The organism is Capnocytophaga sp. FDAARGOS_737 (assembly GCF_009730375.1).
GTDB classification, from domain to species: Bacteria; Bacteroidota; Bacteroidia; order Flavobacteriales; family Flavobacteriaceae; genus Capnocytophaga; species Capnocytophaga leadbetteri.
The window spans coordinates 2,410,533-2,427,261 of record NZ_CP046316.1 but is presented as its reverse complement, the minus strand read 5'-3'; the positions used below and the strand labels follow the sequence as shown (position 1 = coordinate 2,427,261).

General features: G+C 42.6%; 18 protein-coding genes and 1 tRNA gene. 6 read left to right on the top strand and 13 right to left on the bottom strand.

What is annotated here, in order from left to right; all coding sequences use genetic code 11:
• Positions 1-18: 18 nt before the first annotated feature.
• Positions 19-1,416, top strand: a complete 1,398-nt coding sequence (locus FOC45_RS10780; RefSeq protein ID WP_009390274.1) for a peptide MFS transporter — start codon at positions 19-21, stop codon at positions 1,414-1,416.
• A gap of 59 nt (positions 1,417-1,475) precedes the next feature.
• Here FOC45_RS10780 and FOC45_RS10775 read toward each other — a convergent pair whose 3' ends face one another.
• Positions 1,476-1,811 carry a MerR family transcriptional regulator gene (locus FOC45_RS10775; protein WP_009390275.1) on the bottom strand — a complete coding sequence of 112 codons (336 nt, stop codon included), beginning with the start codon at positions 1,809-1,811 and terminating at the stop codon, positions 1,476-1,478.
• 6 nt (positions 1,812-1,817) lie between these two features.
• Entirely contained in the window at positions 1,818-2,792 is a 975-nt protein-coding gene (locus tag FOC45_RS10770; protein WP_009390276.1) for a M23 family metallopeptidase, read from the bottom strand.
• A gap of 131 nt (positions 2,793-2,923) precedes the next feature.
• On the opposite strand from FOC45_RS10770, the gene FOC45_RS10765 reads away from it, so the two are divergent.
• Complete coding sequence (locus tag FOC45_RS10765) at positions 2,924-3,172, top strand: twin-arginine translocase TatA/TatE family subunit (protein WP_009390277.1); 249 nt, start codon at positions 2,924-2,926, stop codon at positions 3,170-3,172.
• Here the strand turns inward: FOC45_RS10765 and FOC45_RS10760 are convergent.
• The 11 genes from FOC45_RS10760 to FOC45_RS10710 form a co-directional block, all read right to left on the bottom strand.
• Complete coding sequence (locus FOC45_RS10760) at positions 3,161-4,135, bottom strand: acyltransferase (protein ID WP_009390278.1); 975 nt, start codon at positions 4,133-4,135, stop codon at positions 3,161-3,163. The genes FOC45_RS10765 and FOC45_RS10760 overlap by 12 nt on opposite strands.
• A 22-nt stretch (positions 4,136-4,157) precedes the next feature.
• Positions 4,158-4,667 carry a J domain-containing protein gene (locus FOC45_RS10755; RefSeq protein WP_009390282.1) on the bottom strand — a complete coding sequence of 170 codons (510 nt, stop codon included), beginning with the start codon at positions 4,665-4,667 and terminating at the stop codon, positions 4,158-4,160.
• Positions 4,667-5,074 carry a hypothetical protein gene (locus tag FOC45_RS10750; RefSeq protein ID WP_009390284.1) on the bottom strand — a complete coding sequence of 136 codons (408 nt, stop codon included), beginning with the start codon at positions 5,072-5,074 and terminating at the stop codon, positions 4,667-4,669. The genes FOC45_RS10755 and FOC45_RS10750 overlap by 1 nt, the downstream gene beginning before the upstream one ends.
• A gap of 108 nt (positions 5,075-5,182) precedes the next feature.
• Positions 5,183-5,264, bottom strand: a tRNA-Leu gene (locus FOC45_RS10745).
• 149 nt (positions 5,265-5,413) lie between these two features.
• Positions 5,414-5,827: a hypothetical protein gene (locus FOC45_RS10740; RefSeq protein WP_034540424.1), complete on the bottom strand. Its 414-nt coding sequence runs from the start codon at positions 5,825-5,827 to the stop codon at positions 5,414-5,416.
• Positions 5,796-6,035, bottom strand: coding sequence for a hypothetical protein (locus FOC45_RS10735; RefSeq protein WP_155846666.1), 240 nt, complete (start codon positions 6,033-6,035; stop codon positions 5,796-5,798). The genes FOC45_RS10740 and FOC45_RS10735 overlap by 32 nt, the downstream gene beginning before the upstream one ends.
• A gap of 158 nt (positions 6,036-6,193) precedes the next feature.
• Entirely contained in the window at positions 6,194-6,607 is a 414-nt protein-coding gene (locus FOC45_RS10730) for a hypothetical protein (protein ID WP_009390290.1), read from the bottom strand.
• Positions 6,608-6,647: 40 nt separating this feature from the next.
• Entirely contained in the window at positions 6,648-7,103 is a 456-nt protein-coding gene (locus FOC45_RS10725) for a hypothetical protein (RefSeq protein ID WP_009390291.1), read from the bottom strand.
• A gap of 158 nt (positions 7,104-7,261) precedes the next feature.
• Positions 7,262-7,717 (bottom strand): hypothetical protein, encoded by a 456-nt coding sequence (locus tag FOC45_RS10720; protein WP_009390293.1) that lies wholly within the window; start codon positions 7,715-7,717, stop codon positions 7,262-7,264.
• Positions 7,718-7,755: 38 nt separating this feature from the next.
• Positions 7,756-8,211, bottom strand: a complete 456-nt coding sequence (locus FOC45_RS10715) for a hypothetical protein (RefSeq protein ID WP_009390295.1) — start codon at positions 8,209-8,211, stop codon at positions 7,756-7,758.
• Positions 8,212-8,604: 393 nt separating this feature from the next.
• The gene (locus FOC45_RS10710; RefSeq protein WP_009390298.1) at positions 8,605-12,498 is read right to left on the bottom strand and encodes an AAA domain-containing protein; all 3,894 of its coding nucleotides are present in this window, start codon (positions 12,496-12,498) and stop codon (positions 8,605-8,607) included.
• A 321-nt stretch (positions 12,499-12,819) separates the two neighbouring features.
• Between FOC45_RS10710 and FOC45_RS10705 the strand changes: the two genes are divergently transcribed.
• From FOC45_RS10705 to FOC45_RS10690, 4 genes are all read left to right on the top strand, one after another.
• A complete protein-coding gene (locus FOC45_RS10705; RefSeq protein WP_009390300.1) occupies positions 12,820-14,331 on the top strand; it encodes an NAD(P)H-hydrate dehydratase in 1,512 nt (503 codons plus the stop codon).
• Position 14,332: 1 nt separating this feature from the next.
• Positions 14,333-15,991, top strand: a complete 1,659-nt coding sequence (locus FOC45_RS10700) for an Ig-like domain-containing protein (protein WP_009390307.1) — start codon at positions 14,333-14,335, stop codon at positions 15,989-15,991.
• An 88-nt stretch (positions 15,992-16,079) separates the two neighbouring features.
• Complete coding sequence (locus FOC45_RS10695; protein ID WP_009390309.1) at positions 16,080-16,523, top strand: hypothetical protein; 444 nt, start codon at positions 16,080-16,082, stop codon at positions 16,521-16,523.
• A 5-nt stretch (positions 16,524-16,528) separates the two neighbouring features.
• Positions 16,529-16,723, top strand: coding sequence for a hypothetical protein (locus tag FOC45_RS10690; RefSeq protein WP_009390311.1), 195 nt, complete (start codon positions 16,529-16,531; stop codon positions 16,721-16,723).
• Positions 16,724-16,729 lie beyond the last annotated feature (6 nt).

The following is a 16,729-nucleotide window of genomic DNA, read 5'->3' as shown; positions in this document are numbered from 1 at the left end:
TTAATTACTAATTATACAATGGATACAAACGTAGAAAATGTGAAAAAGAAGCACCCTAAGGGGCTTTACTTAGTGTTCCTGACAGGGATGTGGGAGCGCTTTAGTTATTACGGTATGCGAGGCATCTTGATGCTCTACCTTACCAAAACATTCTTAGAAGGCGGTCTAGCATTCGACCCCCAAACAGCGAGTCTTATTTACGGGTTTGCTACAGGGCTTACCTACTTTACGCCGCTTATTGGTGGTTGGATAGCCGATAATTTCTTAGGGCAACGCAAAGCAGTGCTACTCGGGGGGCTTATTATGTTCTTTGGTGAGTTTGTGTTATTTGCTATGCACTCGCACATAGGGCTTTATTTGGGGCTCTTCTTGCTGATTATTGGTAATGGTTTCTTCAAACCTAATATCTCAGCTTTGGTAGGGGGTCTCTACGAACCTGGTGATAAACGCCTCGATTCAGCTTTCTCTATTTTCTATATGGGTATCAACCTTGGGGCTTTCTTAGCACCGCTTCTTACAGGGTTGCTTACTGACAATATCTTTGCAAGCAACGTTACTAACCCCGAAACAGGCGAAGTAGTGATGTCATTCGGTTATAAATACGGTTTCTTGGCAGCTGCTATAGGTATGCTTGTCAGCGAAGTTATATTTCTTTTATTTGCGCAAAAATATCTTGGTGATTTGGGCTTACACCCTAAAGGTGGTAAGAAAAAAGTGGCTGATGTTGAAGTGTCTGATGCACCGCTTACTAAGGAAGAAAAAGAGCGTATCGCAGTTATATTTGTATACTTTTTCTTTGCGATATTCTTCTTTGCAGGTTTTGAACAGGCAGGTTCGTCATTTACCCTTTACACCGATAAGTTTATAGACCGTGTGGTTGGTGGTTTTGAAATACCTACCGCTTGGTTCCAATCAGTAAATCCGCTATTTATAGTAGTATTAGCACCTGTATTTGCGAGCTTCTGGAATAGCAAGTTCGGACAAACGCTCACTACACCATTTAAAATGGGTACTGGTTTAATCCTCTTGGGTATAGGCTATTTCTTTATGTTAGGAGCTGTGTACGAACGCGGGGGTAGTATAGGCAACGATCCTTCTGATATGGCAGTAAAAGCAAGCCTTGCGTGGTTAGTACTTACTTACTTAACGCACACTATGGGCGAGTTATGCTTGTCGCCAGTAGGGCTTTCAATCGTTACGAAACTTTCTCCTCCTAAATTGGCAGGACTCTTAATGGGGGTTTGGATGACCGCTGCTTTCTTTGCTAATGCTGCTGGGGGTGTTATTGCTTCATATGTAGAAAAGCTAGGCCCTAGTATCGTATTTACTGTTATTTCAGGATTTGTAATTCTCTGTGGATTGGGTATGGTGTTGCTCAACAAGAAGCTACAACGTATGATGCACGGAGTGAAATAATAAAACAAAAATCAGATATTAAAAAGGGATTGCCTCATTTATGTGGCAATCTCTTTTTTTTAATTATCCATTGCCTCTTTTAGTGCTACGAGTTTTCGTTTTATCTTTTCTAATTTTGCTACTATCTCAAAGTTAGAAAGCGTCTTTTGCTTTTCATCTTTTAGCCGTTGACGTGCTCCTTCAAGGGTAAAACCTTGTTCTTTTACTAAGTGGTAAATCAGTTGCAGCTTCTTCACATCGTCGGCTGAAAACTTTCTACTTCCTTTAGTGTCCTTCTTCGGACTGATAATCTCAAATTCTTTTTCCCAAAAACGTATAAGCGAAGAGTTTACGCCAAAAGCAGTAGCCACTTCACCTATAGAGTAATACAATTTATCAGGTAGATTGATGTCCATTATCCGTTAGTCAAGAGATTGGTTTTCTTGGGTAGATACGCGTAGCATTTCAGCATATTCGTCAGCTGATAGGTTGCCGTAGTAGAAGTGTATAGGGTTGATGTGCTCGCCGTTTTTTATCACTTCGTAGTGCAAGTGAGGGGCTTCCGAACGCCCTGTACTCCCCACTTTGCCTATTAGGTCGCCACGCTTTACGTGCTGCCCTGCTCGTACATTATAGGCCGAAAGGTGCCCGTAGAGGGTCACATAGCCATAACCGTGGTCTATGCGTATGTGGTTGCCATAGCCCGATGAACCGTCGTCAGCACGTATTACTACCCCATCGCCTGTTGCATATACAGGGGTGCCTTGTGGCGATGAAAAGTCCATACCGTAGTGAAATTTGCGCGCTTTAGTAAAAGGGTCAGAACGCCAGCCATAACCCGATGCCATACGCTTCAAATCCTTGTTGTTTACCGGCTGAATAGCAGGTATTGAGGCCAAAAACTTCTCTTTTTCTTTAGATAGCTTGTTGATTTCATCTAATGATTTAGATTGTATAACTAACTGTTTCCGAAGTTTGTCCAAACGTTTAGTGGTATTGGCTACTAATTTAGAGCTACCTAATTTCTCTAAGTCTTTATATTTATTAGGGTCGAAGCCCCCTTTGCGCACGCTATCGGGTATGATAGGGGCGTTGAAGTACAACCGATACATATTATTGTCGCGCTCTTGTACGTCGGCTAATACCTGCTCTACCAATTCCATCTTTCTGTTTAAGATTTCGTAGTTGGTTTCGTAGGCTTTTATCTCGCGTGCTAACATCACCTCGCGAGGGGTGAAAAACAAGCGAGAATTGATAATAATCAGTGATAAGATACTTCCAAAAAGAGCGGCGGCTAATAAGAAAATCAAGGCGTTACGCACTTTTGTACGCTTCTTATTCCGAATGCGCTTATACGAAAGCGTCTCGGGGTCATAATAATATTTTACCTTTTTCATACGGGCAAAGGTATAAAAAAAATATCAAAATCGCTATTTTGTGAAGAAAAAAATGTAATTTTGCAGAACAGTTAGTCTATCAGCTTGTTAGCAACGACTAATTAACAAATCGACAAATCGACAAATCAACTATGGGCATTTCAGAAATATTCTTTATTCTTTTTATGGTGTTAATCCTCTTTGGGGCTGATAAGCTACCAGAGATAGCGCGTGGTTTAGGCAAAGCCGCCCGACAAGTACGCGAGGCTACCGATGAAATTAAAAACGAAATACAACGCGGTGTAAATGAGGTTACCCCTCATAACGACATAGTGCAAGAAACTCAGAAAGAAATAGAGAAGCTAAAAGACGATTTAACTATTGATAAATCAGCCGATTAGTAGATTGCAGCCTCTGATGTCGGCATTGTCAAACCTACCGAGTACTTCAAACTTGCCATCGGGGTGCAAACGACCTAAATCTTGGGTAGCAATAAAGCTACACGAATGTATGTTTGCCAAATCAATAAGGTTGATGCCACCTGTTTTTAGCGGGCGTTGGTAGCTTAGCGCATCATTAGTATCTCTTATCAGCACCTTTAGCCAACGCACCGATTCATAAAGCCCGCTCCCTGCTGAATAGGCTTGCGAGAGCAACTCAGTCATTCCGTACTCTGAATGTATATACTCCACTCCAAACCCTTCGCACAATATAGCGTGCAACTCTTCGCGTATTAACTCCTTACGCCTTCCTTTCATTCCCCCTGTCTCCATTACAATCGTATTTTTTAGCTGAAAACGATGGGTCTCTACCAAGTCTAATAGCGCAAACGATACCCCTATTAGCAGCACTTTGCGTCCGCTGCAGTCTAAAGAGGTCAGTTTTTTGGCTAATAAGTCGTATTCATTTAGGTAAAACCCGCTATCAGCACTGCCCGACCGCTCTATAAGGTCAGCAACCATAGTGATGAGCGAAGAGCCTGTGCGCTCTAAGTAGGAGGGGAGTAATGCTAAAACAGTATATTCTTCTATATTCCCATAAAAATCAGCAAATCCCTGTCGGAAACTCTGTTGGTATACTGCGAGGTCTTTCACGTAGTGGCGCGAGGTCTGACTGCCTGTAGTGCCACTGCTGGTAAATACCGTTGTAGGACGCTCATTTCCGCAGTAAACAGCTTCTGATTTAAAAAATTCAATAGGTAGAAACGGAATGTCAGTAAGCTCGCGCACCTTGTCTGGAGTACGACCAAGCAAGGTGCAAAAGCGTTGGTACACCTGATTGTGCTGGTACTGATACCCAAAAGTCTGTAGGGCAGCCTGCACAAAATCGGCATCTGTTTGTATAGAGAAAATATCAGGTAGCAAAAATAAATAAATTAGTGTTTAATTAGGGTAGTAAGTCTTTCAGAAAGCCCCAAGAGGGGTTGAATAGCAGTAGGTTAAGCCCTATGATAAGCAAAACGATGATAAACTTCAGCCAAGTGATGTGTCGCTCACGAGGCGTAGCGAGAAAACCATCGTAAAACTTGCGTGCCTGTACAGTAGCTATGCGTTTGTTGAAGTACATATCGATGAGCGTAGGCAGGTCGATAACTGAGGTCGAAGGCGGGGCTGACTCGCCCGTGCTGGTGCGCTCGCTGCTACTACTTGGGGCAGACTGTGCCGCCGACTTGTTCATTTGCGACACCAATTGGTTGTCGTAGTCGCGGCGCTTATTGGTGTCAGACAGTATGTTATAGGCTTCTTGTAGGCTTTTAAACTTATCAGTAAAGAACGTATCACCCTGATGCTTGTCGGGGTGAAAGGCTTTGGCAAGTTTTTTATACGCCTCTCTGATTTCTTCAGGCGAGGCTTTTTGGTTTACGCCTAATATTTCGTAGTAATCTTTTAACATCATTATATTCCTGCTTTTGGAGTAGAGTTATCAACACTTTCCCAGCCTATAAGTCTGCCGTTTTGAAAGGTAAGAGTAAGGGTTTTATAATGCCAACGCTCAGTAGTAGCCCCCTGAAATACGGCACTTTGCACCTCGCGTGGTCTGCCTACGGCCATTTTCACTAAATAGTTAGGCATACCCTCGGCATATAGTCCTTTTTCTATGGCGCTAACAGTGTTTTCGCCATAAGTGTTTCGCACTAAGTTCATAATAACCTCTCGCGTTTGGCGTTCGTCTACTAAGGCATTTTGCCATTTTTCGCGCAATTCTTCTATTGCCTTTTCGCGTTTGAAGTTAGCAATGCCCTGCCTTATAATCATATAAAGCAGCACAGCCACACCTATACAGAGAATAGCATAATATATCATTAGGTTGTTGTTTTTTAATGGTGCAAAAGTAAAAAATAATTAGCAGATTAGCAAATCTTTAAAGGTACTAAAAAGAAAAGGCTACCATAATTGGCAGCCTTTTGCAAGTGCGGGTGAAGGGACTCGAACCCCCACGCCGTGAAGCACTAGATCCTAAGTCTAGCGTGTCTACCAATTTCACCACACCCGCAAATGATGAATTTCTCAATGATTGACGGTGCAAAGGTACAACTCTTTTTCAAAACTGCAAATTTTTGCAGCTTTTTTTTTGAATATTTTTTTTAATCAATTAATAATTAGCAAATTAAGATACTTGTTCGTAAGTCAAAAATAATATTTCTACCTACAACCCTTTGTTGGCACTGTATCTTTTAGATGTACAGTAAGCACTATCGAATCGCGCTCTCTTACTTTTATATTATAGGCATATAAAGCTTTATGTTCTCCCAAGGTTATTATTCGTATATTGTATTTCCGATTAGGAGAAAGATAATAAAAGGGTTCCTGAAAGCGGTGAATAGATACTCCATTAATCTTTAATAACCATCTATCGCTTGGCACAAACTTATTATCTTCAATAACCTTGATGTGCAAGAGCCCTGTTATTCCTTTTTTTAGTTTATAATAGTTAATAGTATAGTCCTCTCCTTTTTTACCTATTTTCTCGTGTGGCTTAAGGGGTCTTTTAAAAGTATTACAACTGCTAAAGGCCACTAAAAGGCTAATTACAGATAGTATTACGATTTTCTTCACGCTCTTGTTCTTCTTTTTTTCGTATTTTGTAAATGTCTATACCAGCAGATATACCAGTAGATAGGCATATAAAGACATTAATCATCATAGTCCAAAATACTTTGGGTTCAAGATTTGTTACTACAATGTAAGCAATATTAACTCCTGCAGTAAGAAGGGTAACAACAAATATAGCGCTTCTTACATCTCTTTTTAAAAAAGGTTTCATAAAAAACATTTATTTTTTAGGTTAAACAAGAATTTCATTTGTGGGTTCTAAGCCTATTTGCGCTCTTGCTCTTCTCTCTTACACCGCTCCCACCAGTCCCATTCCTCCCAGCCTTCCCATTCCTCCCAGTCTTCCTCGTTCGTTGCTTCATTCTTACTTTACTCAATCCATAAAGTATCTTTTAAATGTACATTAAGTATAATAGAATCTCCTTCTCTTACCTTTACGTTATTTATATACAAGTACTTACCAGCACCTACCCCCATTATATAAAAATTATATTTCTTATTAACATCAAGATAATACGAAGGCTCTTCTTTTCCTAAAATATTAATACCATTAATTCTAATTGCTATTTCATTTTTTGAAAGAGGCTCACCATATTCCGTTACATTAATTTTCAAAAAACCTCTACTTCCTATTTTCCTTTTGTAATAATGAAGAGTATAGTCTTCGCCTTCTACACCTACTTTTTCTTGACCAACAACTATTCTTCTTTTTAATGAGTTACACCCACTAAAAAACATTAATATACTAATGACAAAGATCGTTAGGATTTGCTTCACGTTCATATTTTGCTTTTTTTCTTGTTCTCGTAAGTTTCTAAAAACTTTAAAAACAAATAAGTTTTGTAAGAAATATCAGAAACAATATAAAATAACAAACAATAACATAGTATGCTGCTTTATAATGTTTCACTATATATTGTTTTAATAACTCTAAAATAAAAATAACTATAGGGATTGCTACTACATTTACTATAAGAATTTCATACCACTGATAATCTACAATACTTTTGCAAAGATATAGGCTACTCAACACAAAATACCCTATAAAGAATGGATTCTTAAGAAACTGCACTACATTGGCTACTGTTTTACCCTCCTTATATTTTTCAGAATATATAAAAGGCACTACTAAATGTAAAGTAATAAGTACTACTATATTCATTAAATAAGAGTCAGCAAAATATTCTTTTTGAAAGTCAAATATGATAACTGACACATACATAATTAATAGCATTACATATAAAGCTATAAATATTTTAGATAAATTTTCTCTTTTCATATTGGTAAAATATTCTTTTAATTAATTAACGTGAGTTAAAAAAGATGTACTTAACTCACGTTAATTAAAACATTAATTTTCAGATTACAAAGATATCTCCTAAGATAGACCTCTTACAAAGAGCACACCATTATAACTTGAATCTATCATTTACATTCCTAAAGGTATATAAAGTGCACATCATCATTCTCACCTTCACTAGCAAAACTAATAATCTCGTTATAGCTATTTAGTACTACCGCTGCTTTATAAAGTACGATACCTTTAGTAAGGTCGTAAATATAAAACGTACCTCCTCTCTCCGAGGGGAAAGGATATAAGTGTTGTTTCTTTCTGAGTATCTTACGTGCTTGGCAAAAGGTTAAGATTTTGTACTTATGCCCCTTTAGTTGTTTTTTTAACTCTAAAAGAAAATTGGTTAGCGCATCCATTTCCTCTTTATCGTGTTCTTTTGTTATTTCCATTAAAGAAAATACATCTTTAATGTTTTCATCATCAGTGTTAAGAAGCGTAGTGATATAATGCTCCACTACCTTTCGTTCTTCTTGCGCGTCATCTGGGGGTACCATTCCCAATAAAGGAATGATAAGAATAGCTATTATAAGATGTTTCATAGTAATATGTTTTCTGTTTTTTATTTTTTATTTCTTTTCTAAAGGTATATAAAGCAAAGTTCTTGCCTATCGTTATTAAAACCTATAGTAAAACTAATAATCTCGTTATTGCGATTTACTACTACCGGAGCAAACCAAAGTACAACACCTTCAGTGATATCATATATATAATAAATATCTCCTCTCTCTGAGGGGAAGGGATCTCCAAAAGTATCTGCAATTTTCTTATACGCTTGGCAATAGGTTAAGATTTTGTACTTATGCCCTTTTAGTTGTTTTTTTAAAAATAAAAGAATATCCGTTAGCTCATTCATCAGCCTTTCTTCGTGTTCTTCTGTTATTTTCATCAAAGAAAATACATCTTTAATGTTTTCGTCTTCGGTATTAAGAAGCGTAGTTACATAATGCTCTACTACCTTCCGCTGTTTTTTTTCGTCTGGGGGTACCATTCCCAATAGAGGAATGATAAGAATGAATATTATTAGCTGTTTCATAGTTTATTTAAATTAAAATATCACAGGGCAAAGATACAACCTAAATGCATTATGTTAGCATCACTTTTAGGACAAAAAATGCACTTTTCAGGATATAATAAAGTTACCTTTACCAAGAGTCCAATATAAGGTATATTATACTATTATGAGGCTCGTGTATGCTGACCATCACATCTCCCCCTTTGAAGGGGGCAGGGGGGATGTTATATGAGTCCAAAACATAATAAAAAGTTACCTTTATGACTTAAATCTCCCAAGAGTCCAATATAAGGTATATTATACTATTATGAGGCTCGTGTATGCTAACCATCACATCTCCCCCTTCGAAGGAAGTCCGCGAGTTGGCACAGCGGAGTATGTGCAAAGGGGGGATGTTATATGAGTCCAAATCACCTAATTAACCGCCCATATCCTTTCATACTCATAGCCTGCCCCCCTTAATATCTTCTCTTTGTGCAAATCTTCCAAATAAGCTAACTCCCCTTCATATAGCGGCTTACTCATACACTCTATAGCGATAGGTTTGCCCGCATCGGGCGCTAATAATATATCGATAGTATACCCCCCAAACGGATAGTCAGGGGTTATTTTTTTGTCAGGGTGTTTGGCTTTCAACCTTAGGTAAGTCTGTGTTTTCCACGCCTCTTCGCCTGCCGTTGCCGCCTGTGCGTGAGTATGCCCATAGCGGTCTAACTCGCTGAGTATCTCGGCGCGCGCTTGTTCATCGCCAGTGCTTACGGCTTTGCAATAAGCCAAATAAGCGTATAGCACAGCGCGTCGGTTGTTAGCTCCCTCGGTAGCCAAAGCCTCTTTGTAGTTGCTAAAAACCTCTTCGGGTATCGAGTTGCATACGTATATCTTCTCTTTGGCGCGGGTGATAATCACATTCAGCAGTTTGTAGCCCTTGCTGTGGTTCAGCGGACCAAAACTCTGTACGAACTTACCATCTTTCTTGCGCCCGTAGGTTACCGATAGTATGATGATGTCGCGCTCATCACCCTGTATGTTTTCAAGGTTTTTGATGAATAACCCAGCCTGCTCAAGGGCGCTGAATTTTTGAGCAAAAGCGGGGTCGTTTTGCTGCTTCAGCAGTAGTTGCTTGCGTATGTAGTTGCGCTGAGTGATGTTGAAAGTCGCAATACCCACCGAAGGATAACTGCCATCACCGCGCGGGGCTAATCGCTCGAGGGTACGAATAACCTCTACGGCTTCCTCTTTGTTGATATGCTCTTCAAAAGTGCCATCTACCTGAGCAAAGGCTATAGGGGTAAAAGGCTTCGTATTGGGCAACGGACGCAAACGAGCATTGTAAAAAGCGTGATTAGAAAAATCAATCAGATAAGGGTGGCGCGAACGATAATGAAAATCTAAGTGGTTTTTACTGAACTGATATTCAAGAGCATAGTCTAATAACGACTCTATGTTTAGCATTGCCTCCTTGCTAGAGAGCACAGCAGGCGAAGTGTCGCTTTCGTCCTCGTCCTCTTCGTCTTCAGCCGTGCCGTCAAATACTTTGCTAAAATAGTTAGAGGGCGGCATTTGGTGCTCATCGCCCGCTATCACTATGGTTTTGCCTTTTAGCATAGCCGGTAGATTGTCTTCTAGCTTTAACTGACTCGCCTCGTCAAACACTACATTATCAAAATAGAAGTGCTTGCCCTCAAATAGGTTGCAACACGCATCGGGGGTAGTCAGTACGATAGGGAAGAAGCTGGTGAAAAGGTCTATATCTTGCTGGGCTATTTGTCGCAATGTCAGTCGGTTGTGCTTCTCGCTCTTGCGCTTGTTGTACAGATTGGCTACCGTTAGTGCTGAGTGTTGCTTTTCAAAAGCCTTAACGGTGCGGCGCTGCTCCTCGTCCCAATAATACTGTATAAAAGCGTGCTGAGTGGCGGCAAAACGCTCCATTTCAGCTGTAAAGTGACTGTAAGTATGGGTGCTGAAGTTCAGACTCTCATCGGCGTGCTGCTGTTGTAGTAAGGGGTAATATACCGTCAGTAGCGAGGCTTCCCACGCCTTTACGGGGCGCAAGGCAGCTACGCATTGCTGTTGCAGAGTGCTAAGAGTTCGATACCAACTGTGCCACTGATAGGTAGCCTTTAGCGGGTGAGCGGGGTCGGACATATACTGCTTATAAATGCCGAGTGTCTGCTGCATAAAGGCAGCAAAATCGGCATAAGTAGTCCCCCATTGGGGCGCCTGTAGCCAGCCGTCGCGCTGTATGGCACTTTTTAGGGCTTGCACCTGCTGCTGTAGCAGGGGTAGGCTGTCGTCGCTTAGGGCAGGGTCGGTATAGTGCAGCAGGTCGAGGGCTGCGAAGTCAGCTGCTACCTTGTCGGCAAAATCGGCTTGGGCTTGCGCAATAGCACTGCTGTAATCGGCTATGGCAGCCTTATTAGCCCATAGGTCGGCACTGATAGCTATAGGCGAAAAATTGCGGTGTACGCTTAGCGCTTTTATCTCCTGACTTATCTGCTGTAGGCGCTGCTGGGTGCGTATAGCTTTTTTCTTTGCTGACGAAAATACGGCTGCCAATCGGTAGAAAAAGCCTTCGGTTTTCTGCGGCATAAACACATCGGAAGTAGGGGCGAGGGTAGCCGTTAGCACCTCGTACTCGGTGCGATGCTGCTCAAGGGTGGTGAGCTGTGCCGCAAAAGCTGCTTTGCGCTTTGCCTCATATTGCTGGCGGTAGGCGATAGCCGTTTGGCAGATGGTCTCCCACTGCTGCTCGTATTGCTTAAAGACCGTAGCGAGCTGCTGTTCAGTGCTAAAAAAGTTCTGCGCCGTTAGGGTGTCGGGGGCTAAAAAGTCGGTGTTAGCATAAGGACGGTAATCTTCGTATAGGCGTTCGCCCTCTTGCCATAGCGCCTTGAGGGTAGCCCATTCCTCATCGGTGAACTGAAAGTGTACACCGCTGAGGTCTATAGCCTCGCAATCAGGGGCGTATTCTAATAGCTTGGCAGCTATGTACGTCCAGTTCTGTCCGGCTATTAGGGGTTGGTTTAGCTTGTGGTGAATAGCATTGATAGCCGCTTTGTGGTTTTGTAGGGTGACTATCTGCTCTGTTAGCGTTTGTGTAGGGTTGTCGGCAGAGGGTTTTCTAAAGTCGGGGGCATCGAGGGTTTGGCGTACCGCCTCTACTATCAGCTTGCGGTCGGCAATAGCGTCTTTCACCATAGTGCAGTACTTGCCCAACCCTTTTTGCTGCAGGGCGTTGTACAGCACCTCTAAGGCGGTTTGCTTCTCGCACACTACCAGCGTTTTCTGCTTGTTTTGCAGCGCATTGATGAGTATAGCCGTTAGCGTTTGGCTCTTCCCCGTACCTGGAGGACCTTGTATCAGGACTTTGCGCTGTTGCTTCAGTTGCTCCAGCACATACTGCTGCGAGGGGTCGGTGGGTACAGAGGTCAGCGTTTGAAAATCCGTAGAAGGGGTTATATCTTCCGCCTTAAAGTTGCCGATTAAACCCTCATAATCATTGATGATATTTTGTTTTTGCACCTCGAAGAGCGACAGGATACCACATTTTTCTATCATACCCTCGCCTTTGTTGGGCAAAAGGGCTTCGTATTCGGCTTTTGTTTTAAGGGGCGGAATTTCGGCGTAGTTATTCAGCAGAAAATCTAAATTCTGCTCTATTTTTAGCTGCTGAAGTATCTCGGTGCAGATAGCTAGCAGTTCGGGCTTGTCTATCTTGCCGTCTTCCAGCATCTCATCGGGTATGGGCGAAAGTTTTACCCCCGAATCGCTCTGCAGGTGGTTGATAAGCACCTCATTTAGGTAGATGGGGTCGTCTTCGTTCCTACTTATTTCCCACGTATTCATCTGGGTAGTGGGCTTCATCTTCACCGACCATATCAGTATAGGGGCAGCGGTTAGCTGCCCGTCGCTCTTGTCGCGGCGCAGCAGTATCGGGAAGCCAAAGCCCAAAGTGTTGATACCCTTTTCAGCGCTAACTACTTCATTCTGAAAGATAAGCGTTTCGATATGGGTAACGAGTTTTTGCAGTTCGGGGTTTTCATCGGCTGTTTTTGGGGGAGTAGCAGCACCTCGTTGGTCTATATTAGTACTTTCGGTATCGTAGATAGAAAACGAAAATTTAACATTGCGCAGCGTAAGCATATCCAGCACCAAGCGCTCGGGCAAGCTCTTGAAGATAGCCGACAGCCGCGCAATATCAAATTTATAACGCGAATTAGCCGGTATGGCGTTGAGGTGAACGCCGCGCCGGTTGCCTACTTTCAGCTTGTGTTGCAAAGCCCTAAAAATTTCAGAGGATAGAACCATTTTTTTATTGTGAAATATGAATTGGCTACAAAGGTAAGAATAATTAGCAAATTACCAAATTCACAAATTAGCAAATCTGCCTTCAATTCGCTATAGGTAAGATACACCTTCCCTTTACCATCACCGAAGGATGACCGAAGCTCCCAGCCTTCCCAATCCTCCCAGCCCTCCCAGCCTTCCCATCTAATCGTCAAATCGTCAAATTGGCAAATCGCCCAATCGCCAAATCAATAAATTTGCGCATTTGCCAATTATATACTACCTTTGCCAAATTAATCGCCCAATCGGCAAATCGCCCAATTGGCAAATCGTCAAATCAGTATGAACCTCCTTACTTCCCAACAACTAAAGCAGCTCGACGCTTATACCATTCGCACTCATAAGGTTTCGCCTTGGTGCTTAATGGAGCGTGCTGCCGACCTGCTTTTTCAGTGGATACAGCAGCATTTGTCCGACCGCAATAGCTTTACCATTCTCGCTGGTAAGGGCAATAATGGCGGCGATGGCTTGGCACTCGCTCGCAAGCTGATACAGGCTGGCAAGCAGGTAACGGTATATATACTGCAAGTGGGCAGCCATTCGTCTGACGAGTATCGGCAAAATGAGTCGCTACTGCACGCTATGGGGGTACAGCCTATAGCGGTAGACGAACACAATTACAGCAAAGTAGTCAATTTCGAAGAGGTAGTCATCGACGCTGTTTTTGGTATAGGCTTCAAAGGCGACCTGCCCGAGTGGCTACAAGCACTATTCGATTGGCTCAATCTAGAGGCTGCCTTTCGTGTTTATGTGCTGAGCGTCGATATGCCTTCGGGCTTGCCTACCGATATGCCTCCTGCCGATGCGCACGCTTTTGTGCATCCTCATATGGTGCTTACCTTTCAATGCCCTAAGCTGCCGTTCTTCTTGCCGAGTACCGGTAAGTTTATCGGCAAATACGAAGTGTTAGAGGTATGTGCCTTAGCCGAAAGGGGCGATAACTATGCTGATGAACTTTTTAGCGAGTACCATTGCGTAGACGCTGCAATGATAGCCGAGATACGCCAGAGCCAACACCTCGAGCCCCGCAGGCGCTTTAGTCACAAAGGTACTTATGGACACGCGTTGTTAGTAGGGGGTAGTTATGGCAAAATGGGGGCTGTGGTGCTCAGCGGTACGGCGGTGCTCCGAAATGGTGCGGGCTTGCTCACGGTCGCCATACCCGCCTGTGGCTATACAGTGCTGCAAACGGCATTGCCCGAGGCTATGGTGCTTACCAGCGATACCGATAAGCATTTTAGCAGCATACCAATACTTTTTACCCCTTCGGCTATAGGCGTAGGCGTAGGTTGGGGTACGCACCCCGATACAGCAGCTGCCTTAGCCGACCTATTTGCGCAATACCCCGATACTCCGTTTGTGATAGATGCCGATGCGCTCAACCTGTTGGCGCAGCAGCCTGAACTTTGTCAGGCATTACCACAAGGGGCTATACTCACCCCTCACCCTAAAGAGTTAGAGCGGCTAATAGGCAAATGGACAGATGATTATGACAAGTTAGCCAAAGCGAAAGCCTTTGCCGAGAAACACCGAGTAGTCTTAGTACTCAAAGATGCTTATACGATGATTACCGACGGCGATGCCTTTTGGATAAACACTACCGGCTGTCCCGCGTTGGCAACCGCAGGCAGTGGCGATGTGCTCACCGGTATGCTTACCGCACTGCGCACACGTGGCTACGGGGCGTTACAGGCAGCTATCTTAGGGGTTTACCTACACGGACAAAAAGGCGAGCAGGTAGCCAGCCGCATAGGCGAAGAGGCACTTATAGCAAGAGATTTAGTAACATTTTAATATGAAACACCGATTACCCATACTATTATTAATATTTACCATTGCCCTGACTTTGTGGCAGTGTGCCCGACGTGGTTCGCCTACCGGAGGAGATAAAGATACTACTCCCCCTGTGCTCCTACAGGCTTTTCCGCCCTCTGGCACTACTAACTTCAGCGGCAAGCACATCCGACTTTCTTTTGACGAATTTGTGGTGACGAAAGACCTGCGCAAGCAGCTTATCATTTCGCCTCCTATGAATACGTTCCCTATTATATCGCCTACCTCTGCCTCGCGCAAGTTAGACATTAGTCTGCTCGATACCCTCAAGCCTAACACTACCTACGTGCTTAATTTTGGCAATAGCATACAAGATTATAATGAGGGCAATCCGTACACCGACTTCAAATACGTATTTTCTACCGGAGCCACTATCGATTCGCTTTGGTACGAGGGCGATGTCACCGATGCGCTGATGCCTGAAGCTGACCTATCGGTTACCCTGATGCTCTACCCTTATAACGAGCAGTACAAAGACTCTTTAGTCTACAAACACAAGCCTACCTATGTTACCACCACGCTCGATAGTCTTCACAGTTTTGTGTTTGAGTTCCTTAAAGAGGGTAAATATAAGCTGATAGCCCTAAAGGATAAGGGGGGCGACTATCTGTTTAACCCCAAAGACGATAAGATAGCCTTCTTAAGCGAACCCATTACAGTCGAAGACCTTAAGGGTAAGCCACAGGGCTCCTATCCTAAACTGCGATTGTTTAAAGAAGAGCTTCCTTATAAGGCACATCGCCCTACCCAAGCGGCGGCCAACCGTATTAGTTTTGGTTTTGACGGTGGCACTAAGGGGGTAACGATTACTCCTATATCGCCCACTACCCCCGACTTTCGCTATACGGTAGCCAAAGACGCTAAGAAAGATACGCTGCACTTCTGGTATCAACCCAGTCAGAAAGACTCGCTTGTCTTTACGGTGGCGCATCAGCAGCGGGTAGATACTTTTCGCCTGAGGCTGAAAGAGGGCAAGGACGTTAAACCCGATAGCTTGCAGATAGAAAGCGTTTTTTCTGGCGACCTGCCTATGTATAAAGACTTTGCTTTCAGAAGCAATATCCCACTGACAAAAGTAGACCCTGCTAAGATAAAAATACTGCAAGGCAAAGACTCTTTGGCGAAAGCTGTCCCTTTCAAGGCGGTATTAGATAGCACGCAGTTGCAATACACGCTCTTATTCGATAAGAAAAACGATGAGCAATACCGCATCGAGGCGTTGCCCCACGCTATGACGGACTATTTCGGCGCCACTAACGACACGCTGAATATTAAACTTTCCACTAAAAAAGCGGAAGACCTGTCGATATTTAAGCTCCACTTAAAAGCTGAAGAGGGTAAACTTTCTTTCCCGATATTGTTACAGCTTACTAATGAGAAAGCTACCGAGGTACTGCAAGAGCTGTATATAGAAAAGCCACAGGTGGAATACGTATTTGCCAATGTCAATCCTGCCAAGTTGCGTTTGCGCCTGATAGAAGATCGCAATGGTAACCGCCGTTGGGATACGGGTAACTTCCTACAGCAGCGACAGCCCGAAAGGGTATGGTACTTCCCCCCTATAGTAGAACTCCGTGCCAACTGGGAAGTAGAAGAAACTTGGCAACTGAAAGACGAATGATAACAACAAAGTCGCGACTTTTATAAAACTTTGTGATTAGAATTATTTTCGTACCTTTGCAGATAGAAAATTAACAACCTTTTTTATTATGAGTAATCTACCAAAATATGAAGTGAAAATTGGTGAAACAGCTCTTATCTATAATTTTATTAGTGAAGGAAGCAAAGGGAAGATTATCAAAATCATCTCTTTTCAAGAAACTAATATAAACAATTTCTATAACTTAGGACTTGTAGATGAAAATCCTATCACCGGAGAATTAGATGATCAAGTAGTTTCTAATAACGGAGATACAGAAAAGGTATTAAATACTGTTGTTTCTGTTATTTATGATTTCACAGAACTTTTTCCTGATGTGTGGGTGTACGCTGAAGGGAGTACCCCATCCAGAACAAGGTTATACCAAATGAAAATTGTAAAATACTTTGATATTGTTATGAGAGATTTTCACTTGTTATGCCTTTTGAATGGAGAATGGGAGGAATTTCGCCCTAAAGTTAATTATGAAGGCTTTGCGATAAAAAGAAAATAAAGACTATGAGTACAAAAGAAAAACAAATAAACAATCACCCTATGGTGAAAAAGCCATTGAGAAAAACATCTCATTATACAGTCTTAGAGGTAGATACCTCTCTAGACAAATATCTAAATGCACCTATTTTTACTAAAAAATTAGCGCGTGTAAATGAAAAATTAGAAAAGGTAGGCTTACCTAAAACCATCGTAAATTAAACATTA